The organism is Vogesella lacus (assembly GCF_979366295.1).
The window spans coordinates 1-216 of record NZ_CEETQT010000066.1; the positions used below are offsets into that span (position 1 = coordinate 1).

Genomic DNA, 216 nt, shown 5'->3' on the forward strand with positions numbered 1-216 from the left:
TCAGCCTGGCCGGCCAGACACTGAGCGGCAGCGATACCCTGAAGATCCGGGTGGTGGATACTGCCGGCAATGCCGGTACGGTCTACTCTCAGGCTTATGTGCTGGACAGCACCACACCGACCAATACCATCAGTACCCTCCAGTTCTCGGCCGATACCGGTTCTTCCAGCAGCGACTTCATCACCGCGACGGCGGCACAGGATCTCTCCGGCACGC

General features: G+C 61.6%; 1 protein-coding gene. It reads left to right on the forward strand.

The genetic code is table 11. The features are described from left to right. Window positions 1-216 (forward strand): hypothetical protein (locus ACZ9W6_RS17745; protein WP_465192504.1); only part of this gene is annotated, 216 nt, incomplete at both ends.